The sequence below is a fragment of the Aneurinibacillus sp. UBA3580 genome (genome assembly GCF_002375825.1).
Taxonomy (GTDB): Bacteria; Bacillota; Bacilli; order Aneurinibacillales; family Aneurinibacillaceae; genus Aneurinibacillus; species Aneurinibacillus danicus.
In genome coordinates this window covers 2,135-9,732 of record NZ_DFMZ01000044.1, presented here as the reverse complement: position 1 = coordinate 9,732, position 7,598 = coordinate 2,135, and the positions used below count along the sequence as shown (strand labels likewise).

General features: G+C 49.2%; 9 protein-coding genes. All 9 read right to left on the bottom strand.

What is annotated here, in order from left to right:
- Positions 1–145: 145 nt before the first annotated feature.
- Positions 146–1,318 carry a pyridoxal phosphate-dependent aminotransferase gene (locus tag B2899_RS06925; RefSeq protein ID WP_286884673.1) on the bottom strand — a complete coding sequence of 391 codons (1,173 nt, stop codon included), beginning with the start codon at positions 1,316–1,318 and terminating at the stop codon, positions 146–148.
- Positions 1,319–1,480: 162 nt separating this feature from the next.
- Positions 1,481–2,143 carry a methionine ABC transporter permease gene (locus B2899_RS06920; protein WP_246147309.1) on the bottom strand — a complete coding sequence of 221 codons (663 nt, stop codon included), beginning with the start codon at positions 2,141–2,143 and terminating at the stop codon, positions 1,481–1,483.
- A complete protein-coding gene (locus tag B2899_RS06915; RefSeq protein ID WP_146810132.1) occupies positions 2,136–3,158 on the bottom strand; it encodes a methionine ABC transporter ATP-binding protein in 1,023 nt (340 codons plus the stop codon). The genes B2899_RS06920 and B2899_RS06915 overlap by 8 nt, the downstream gene beginning before the upstream one ends.
- Positions 3,159–3,437: 279 nt before the next feature.
- Positions 3,438–3,665 carry a hypothetical protein gene (locus tag B2899_RS06910; RefSeq protein ID WP_146810133.1) on the bottom strand — a complete coding sequence of 76 codons (228 nt, stop codon included), beginning with the start codon at positions 3,663–3,665 and terminating at the stop codon, positions 3,438–3,440.
- 167 nt (positions 3,666–3,832) lie between these two features.
- On the bottom strand, positions 3,833–4,063 hold the full coding sequence (gene hfq / locus B2899_RS06905) for an RNA chaperone Hfq (RefSeq protein WP_146810134.1): 231 nt from the start codon (positions 4,061–4,063) through the stop codon (positions 3,833–3,835).
- A 52-nt stretch (positions 4,064–4,115) separates the two neighbouring features.
- A complete protein-coding gene (gene miaA / locus B2899_RS06900) occupies positions 4,116–5,063 on the bottom strand; it encodes a tRNA (adenosine(37)-N6)-dimethylallyltransferase MiaA (protein WP_286884628.1) in 948 nt (315 codons plus the stop codon).
- A complete protein-coding gene (locus B2899_RS06895) occupies positions 5,060–5,845 on the bottom strand; it encodes a class I SAM-dependent methyltransferase (RefSeq protein ID WP_146810136.1) in 786 nt (261 codons plus the stop codon). Before B2899_RS06895 ends, miaA begins: the two co-directional genes overlap by 4 nt.
- Positions 5,846–5,931: 86 nt before the next feature.
- The gene (locus B2899_RS06890) at positions 5,932–6,987 is read right to left on the bottom strand and encodes a tetraprenyl-beta-curcumene synthase family protein (RefSeq protein ID WP_146810137.1); all 1,056 of its coding nucleotides are present in this window, start codon (positions 6,985–6,987) and stop codon (positions 5,932–5,934) included.
- 219 nt (positions 6,988–7,206) lie between these two features.
- Positions 7,207–7,500 carry a spore coat protein gene (locus B2899_RS06885; RefSeq protein ID WP_146810138.1) on the bottom strand — a complete coding sequence of 98 codons (294 nt, stop codon included), beginning with the start codon at positions 7,498–7,500 and terminating at the stop codon, positions 7,207–7,209.
- Positions 7,501–7,598 lie beyond the last annotated feature (98 nt).

The window sequence follows — 7,598 nt, the reverse complement described above, 5'->3', positions numbered from 1 at the left end:
AGAGGAAAGAATGAGGAGAGGATTATCATGTAGAAAAAGGCGAAGGCCTTTTTCTCCCCTGGATCTTATTTCCTCTTCCCTTTCCTTCTTTTCTCATGATTTTCACAAAAAAAAAGGAGCCCGACGCACAGCCGGGCTCTTACCATTATTCAAACAACCGCAGTTTATGGATTCGCTCCGCCGCTTCCGCAAGGCGCGGCTCATCCACGAGCAGACCAACCCGCACATAACCTTCGCCCTGCACGCCGAAGCCAACCCCCGGCGCGACCGCTACCTGTGCCTCATCCAGCAAAAAATCTGCGAAGGAAGCTGAGGAATAGCCCGCAGGCACCGGCAGCCAGGCAAAGAACGATCCCGGTGTCGGCCGCGCCTTCCAACCGATACGATGCAGTGCCCCGTACAGCGTGTTACGACGTGATTCATACATCGCGCACAGGTCATATACGCACTGCTGAGATGCTGTCAGCGCTTCGACAGACGCCATCTGGATCGCACCGAATAAACTGACAAAATAATGGTCCTGATACAGGTTAATCAGGCGTACCACGTCTGCATTGCCGAGCGCAAAACCGACGCGCCAGCCGGCCATATTATATGTCTTTGACAAGGTATAGACTTCGATGCCGACATCTTTGGCATCCGGATGGGACAGGAAGCTGGGTGGTGTTACGCCATCAAATCCGATTGCCCCATATGCGTAATCGTGAATCAGCAAAATCTCATGGTCACGGCAGAATTTCACCGCTGCCTCGATGAACGCAGGTGTCGCCACCGCACCGGTCGGGTTGTTCGGATAATTAAGAAACATCATTTTCGCCCGCCGCGCCACATCCGGTGAAATCTGTGAAAAGTCCGGAAGAAACTCATTCTCTTCGCGGAGCGGCATCATCTCCATCACGCCTCCGGCCATCGCCACACCCGACCAGTAATCCGGATATCCAGGGTCCGGTACAAGGCAAACGTCACCCGGGTTCAGGAAGATATTGCTGAGTTCGACCAGCCCGGTCTTGCCGCCGAACAGAATGGCAACCTCCGTATCCGGGTCCAGTGTCACGCCGCGCTCCTGTTTGTACCAGTGTGCGATCGCCGCTTTCAGCTCCCGGCGTCCCTGGAACGGTGAATATTTGTGGTTGAGCGGGTTTTCCGCCTCACGCTTTAGCGCGTCCACAATATGAGCCGGGGTAGGTTTGTCAGGATTGCCCTGCCCCAGGTTAATTACATCGTATCCCGCTTCGATTTTTCTCTGCACTTTGCCCGCAAGTCCGGAAAAAAACTGATCCGGCAGGCGGTTCATCGCATCTGACGGCTGAAATTTCAACGCTTTCACTGCCCTGCTCCCCTTTTTTTGTGAAAATCATGAGGAAAGAGGAGAAGAGGAAATAAGATCCAGAGAAGAAAAAGGCCGTCGCCTTTTTCTACATGATAATCCTGTCCTCATTCTTCCCTCTCTTTCTGTAAATATCCGTTACATATGCCCCTGTTAATCCTTGCGCATGGAACGCGCAATTCGGTTACCCAACGTTTGCAGCAGCTGCACCAGCATAATCAGGATAATGACGGTAATAATCATCACGAGCGTTTCCCAGCGCTGGAATCCGTAGCGGTACGCCAGGTTACCGAGGCCGCCTGCACCAATGATCCCCGCCATTGCGGTGGCGTCAATCAAACCGATAATGGCAATCGTAAGCGACAAAACAAGTGCCGGCCGTGCCTCTTTCAGCATGACGTTAAAAATAATCTGGCGACGGGTCGCACCCATTGCCTGGAACGCTTCAATCAGCCCGGCGTCCACTTCAAGCAGCGCCGATTCCATCAGGCGGGCAATATACGGCGACACATACACGACTAGCGGTACGATGGCGCCTTCTACGCCGATAAACGTCCCGACAACAAGCTTCGTGAACGGAATTAATGCAAACAGCAGGATGATAAACGGCACCGAACGAATAATATTGATAACTGTGCTTACAATCTGATAGAATACCGGCTGTTCAAAAATGTGGCCCGGCCGCGTAATGACGAGCAATACGCCGAGCGGAATTCCAATTAATGTACCAAGAAAGATGGACCAGCCCACCATATACAGCGTTTCCTGCAGTGCGGGCAAATACAGATCCCAATGCGGATCCATTCCGTTAAACATGGTGTATCACCTCCGCGCGGACTCCTCGTTCATTCACATACTTTAATGCCGCATCAAGCACTGCGGCCTCCCCGGTCAGCGAAATCACCAGGTAGCCGAACGTCGTATCTTTTATCTGCGTAATGTGGCCAAACAGAATATTCGGTTTCAAATGATATTTCTCCGTCAGCTCCGCAAGCACTGGGTGCCCCGTGCTCTCTCCAATGAATGTCAAGCGCACAATCCGGCTGCCCGGTACGTGCTGCATACGCTCGAGAAAGCCTTCCGGCAATTGATCATCAAAAATATTGCGAATAAAGTTTCTCGTTGTTGCGGTCTTCGGGCTGGAGAAAATATCAAGCACGGATCCCATTTCGACGATTTGTCCTTCTTCCATTACTGCCACGCGATCACAAATCTTTTTCACGACATGCATTTCGTGCGTAATCAGCATAATGGTCAGATTGTATTGCTTGTTAATGTCGAGCAGCAAATCAAGAATCGACTCGGTCGTCTGCGGGTCAAGCGCCGAAGTCGCCTCGTCGCACAACAAAATTTCCGGGTCGTTCGCCAGTGCCCGTGCAATGGCGACACGCTGCTTCTGTCCCCCCGATAATTGGGACGGATACGCCTGGGCACGATTGGATAGACCTACGACTTCAAGCAGCTCGCTTACTTTCTTCCGAATTACTTCTTTCGGTGCCTTGTTCAGCTTAAGCGGTGCGGCCACATTATCAAAAACCGTAGCGGACGACAGCAGGTTGAAGTGCTGAAAAATCATGCCGATTTTACGACGCGCTTTACGCAGTTCGTCTGTGGACAGTTTGGTTAAATCCGTACCGTTTACAATCACTTCCCCCGAAGTCGGACGTTCCAACAGGTTAATGCAGCGAATCAATGAACTTTTTCCGGCGCCGCTGAACCCGATGACGCCGAAAATTTCGCCTTTTTCGATTTCAAAGTTGGCGTTTTTAATTGCGTGCACGGCCGTACTGCCGCTGCCGTACACTTTTTCCAGATTGCGGACTGAAATCAACGTGTTCCCTCCTTAAACGTTCGATGCTTGTCTTCATACGAAAAAGCCCCTTTTGCACAGACAAAAGAGGGCACCGCATTCTCTCTTATCTAAAGTTGATACATCAAGTAAAATTTATATTTTACACTATTCATGCGCCGTCCTTTGCTTTCAAGGCGCCGGTGTGTCCAAGCACAATAAATAATTTAATCTATTTGTACAACATAAGTCAAATAAAAAATACCCGGCAATCCGCCGGGTCAACCCTTATTTTCCCTGCCTTTTTTATTTTCCATTCTCTCAAAGAATTTCCTGATTGCTCATGACCGTCTTGTTGATTAACGACACGATGACTTCCGGTTCTGTTTTCTCGTCCGGACATGCTATTCTTATGATGTCTCCTACGTTGTACCATTTATGTTTAAAAGCGATGCTGCGGGACTTTTGCAATGCAGAAAGCAGTCCCTCCCCGTCCGACAACTCAATGACATACTCATCCCCATCTTCATCCAAGAACGTAATCCTCATACGCACCTCCCCCTACTATTACATTACATCAAATACCGCTGTTTTTCTTCCGGTAAAAAAGACGCAATTTTCCCGCTTTTACCTGTATTTTTCCTTACCTGCTGTATCGAAACACAAAAAACCGGACAGCATCGCGGCTGTCCGGCAGGTACCTCAAAGGAAGATGATTACTCGTTGTCAGGCATTAAAGAAACCGGTCGTTGCGGTAAGAAGGTAGAAATGGCATGCTTGTATACTAACTGCTGCTTTCCTTCTGTATCAATTACAACAGTAAAGTTGTCGAATGCTTTCACAAGTCCGCGCAGTTGAAAACCATTTACGAGGTAAATGGTGACAGGGACATTTTCCTTGCGCAGGTGGTTTAAGAACGTATCTTGGATGTTGATGGTATTTGCCATGGTAATACCTCCTATATTTATCTTTAAATAATTTTTTTATTATATTCGTCACTTATTCGAACTTTCCTGCCACCGTCTCATAAATTGCTTCATATGTAGACATAAGAGCATCTTTATGTATCGGCGTTACATCGAACCAGACAATATCCTTCATGGCGCGGAACCAGGTAAGCTGACGTTTGGCAAAATTACGGGTTCGCTTTTTTACCAATTCAATGGCTTCCTCACGTGTCGTGCGACCTTCAAGATACTCAATAATCTCTTTGTATCCGAGCGCCTTCATTGACCGCAAAGAGGCATCATAACCTTTGGCAAGCAGCCCTTCCACCTCTTCAATCAATCCTTCCGCAATCATCAAATCGACGCGACGATTGATTCGTTCATACAATCGTGCCCGATCCATCGTCAGGCCGAGCAGCAACAAATCATATGGCGATTCTTCGCTCCGTGCCTGATACTGCGACATCGGCGTGCCGGTAACATGGTACACTTCAAGTGCCCGGATAATCCGTTTTACATCGTTGGGGTGTAGCCTATCGGCTGTTTCCGGATCGATGGCAGCGAGCCTTGCGTGCAGCGCCTCTCTGCCATGCGTCTCGGAGAATGCCATCAATTCTTGACGATAGGCTTTGTCTTCGCCAGCCGAAGAGAAGCGATAATCATAGAGTACGGACTGAACATACAATCCTGTACCGCCTACCATTATCGGCAATTTGCCCCGTGCGTTAATGCGTGCGATAAGATCGGCGCACAGGCGTTGAAATTCAGCCACTGTTACCTCTTCGTCCGGATCGCGAATATCGATTAAATGATGCGGAACTTCCGCCCTTTCCTCTTCCGTCGCTTTCGCTGTACCAATATCCATGCCCCGGTAAAACTGCATGGAGTCGCCGGAGATAATCTCTCCCCTGAATCGCCGCGCAAGCTCCAGGCTAAGCGCGGTCTTCCCCACTGAAGTCGGACCGACAATCGCAAGCACCCGCTGTTGTCTATAGCTCATCTGACTTCGCCTCCGACCTCGATAATTCCATATGTAAAAGAACGTTCGATTTTCCGGATGCGCGTAAATCCTAAGCGCGCAAAGTCTGGACTCTCCCGGTGGTTTTTCATTACGACGCGCCGGCAGGCCACCCGTTTCGCCTCTTCCACCGCTTCTGCCGCCACCATCTCATAATTGGCAAACGGACGAAGCGGCGCTATGCTCTCGGAAGATTCAATCGCTTGAAAAAACATTGGGTCGAAATAGACAATATCAAAACTATTATTTTCACATTGACGCAAAAAAGTCAAATGATGGATAGGCTTCACTTCGATACGACGCATGGCTTCCACCGCTTCGGACAGAGGGCTTTCGTACCGTTTCAGCCCATCCCCGACGACAACGGATAGAGCGCACTCTGATTCCAGTCCCACCACGCGCCCCCCCTGCCCTACGACAAACGATGCAACTATCGAATCGGATCCGAGGCCAAGCGTACAATCAAGAAATGCATCGCCTGCTTGAAGTCCACAAGCCTGAACCATTACATCAGTATCACCGGCCATCAACCTTTTTATACGAAGCATGGCCATACCCGGGTGGAAAAAGAACGGCTCCCCGGAGCCTTTACTGTATGCCTTAATTCCACCGTCAGTAACAACAAGAACACGCTCGTCTATTTCATGCAGGCGGGCGATAGACATTTTTCTACGTTCAACAAACTGTACACCAAGGTTGTGCGCAAGCGCTTTAGCCTGCTTTTGCACTTCAGTCGGTGCTTCATGCCGTGTAGTTACTATCACTGTTCTCTCTCACTCGTTCCCTTGACTGTGTCTTTTATAGATAACAAACTTCATCATACCCTATTTTTTCTGCAAAAGGAACCGACTTATTTTGCGGTCGGCGGTGCCTGCAGCACCGCTTTGCTGCCGCGGTAGCCGCGGCTGTTAAGAAAGAAAAAACGGGTCGGAAGCGAAGAAGAGCGGATAATCCACCGGGCGACGCGCTTGACCGTCGGGTGGCGCTGTACTTTGCCGTCGGACAAATACAGCCCCAGCAGTCCGTCCACGATCATGCTGTGAAACTTTCGGTCCGGCAGCAGTTGAATATGTTTTTTGGCTTCCTGCACAATATAGTGAATCCGTTCATAAATGATCTTGTCACTCTCATAGTAAGCAATAAAATTTAAGTCACCGCCCACTTCATCTTCTTCGAGATCGATTAAATAGTCAAGCAGAATATGCAAGGAACAAATCCACGGAAAATACGCCTGTCTCAGCAGCGTAACCCGTTTCGGTGATACGTCCGGGTACGATGCAATCTGAAACATATGAAACAAGGCCAGCGTAGAGCCGGTAGCGGCCGCAAACTCGTTCCAGAACAGGTGCGGTGCTTTCTGCTTATGTTCTTGCCACCAGGCAAGCAGGCGCACTTCCCGCTCTTCTTTGACCACATGCTTATGCACCTGCAGATCACAATACAGTGATACCAATTCGCACACGTCATCCCGGACAAGATCATAGCCCGGAAGCTTGCGGATTTCTGTGTGGCAGACGGCTACTAACGCCTTTAAATAACCGCCGTCGTCTTTTTCCTTATTAAATTCATAATAATCTATCAACGAGAAAGTACCGGACACCGCATCCCGCATGGCCTGGTGCAGTCGATCAAAGTTTTGCGCACCGAGCGTTGTCGATCGGTCACATAGATTGTCCAAATAATCACTAATCGTCTGATACGCTACGATAAGCCGAACAAGCGAATCTTTCCATTCCATATGTGCGGCCGCATAGACCGATCCGCCTTCGCAGTGAAACAATTTATTGCTAATACTGTCAAGCGCCTGCTTGCGCAGTTCCGGATCGGGAATTCGTTCGGCACGCTTGCGCCAGCGCTCCACTTCCGCACGGACAGCGGGAAAGATATGCCGATATAAGCGATACATTAAACGCAATGGTCCTCTCGGATACAAGCGGTTCACCACTTTCTGCCAAAATTACTCTATCCCTTCTATTGTAACCCTATCCGCCCTCTTTTCTACATTTTGCCCCCAAATTCTTCATATGGGAAGGCATAAAACTGTGAAAAACGTGAAAGCAAAACCCGAAAAAACAGAAAAAAGAACCGCACTATCTATACGGTTCTTTCCTTATTTTCCGTCTGCTTACACTTGATTTCCCGGGTTTAAATTGTTCTGCAGCAATCCTTGTACTTCAAAGATCTGCTCGGGAGTTGCCTGCGGCACCATATAATAGCCGCTCTGCTGCATGTTTTCAAAGATGTGCTGCTGGTGCGTAATGGCGGTTTCCAGACAGCGCTGATAAATCGCACGCAGTTCGTCGTGGCTTGTCTCCAGCAATGAATTGGCAATGCTGCGGCAGCGGCCTTTTTCCAATTCGAGACACAACTGCATCATCTCACGATCCGTCAGTCCACGTCCTTCTATATTGTTTGGCATAGTATTCCTCCTTTTTCTGTGAAAATTGTGAGAAAAGAAGGAAGGGAAGGAGGAAATAAGATCCAAGGGAGAAAAAGGCATTCGCCTTTTTCTACATT

What these genes read in the sequence shown, in the direction of transcription:
- B2899_RS06920 (WP_246147309.1), bottom strand. Translation starts at nt 2,143, where the DNA reads ATGTTTAACGGAATGGATCCGCATTGGGATCTGTATTTGCCCGCACTG.
- B2899_RS06910 (WP_146810133.1), bottom strand. Translation starts at nt 3,665, where the DNA reads ATGAGGATTACGTTCTTGGATGAAGATGGGGATGAGTATGTCATTGAG.
- hfq (WP_146810134.1), bottom strand. Translation starts at nt 4,063, where the DNA reads ATGGCAAATACCATCAACATCCAAGATACGTTCTTAAACCACCTGCGC.
- miaA (WP_286884628.1), bottom strand. Translation starts at nt 5,063, where the DNA reads ATGAGCTATAGACAACAGCGGGTGCTTGCGATTGTCGGTCCGACTTCA.
- B2899_RS06890 (WP_146810137.1), bottom strand. Translation starts at nt 6,987, where the DNA reads ATGTATCGCTTATATCGGCATATCTTTCCCGCTGTCCGTGCGGAAGTG.
- B2899_RS06885 (WP_146810138.1), bottom strand. Translation starts at nt 7,500, where the DNA reads ATGCCAAACAATATAGAAGGACGTGGACTGACGGATCGTGAGATGATG.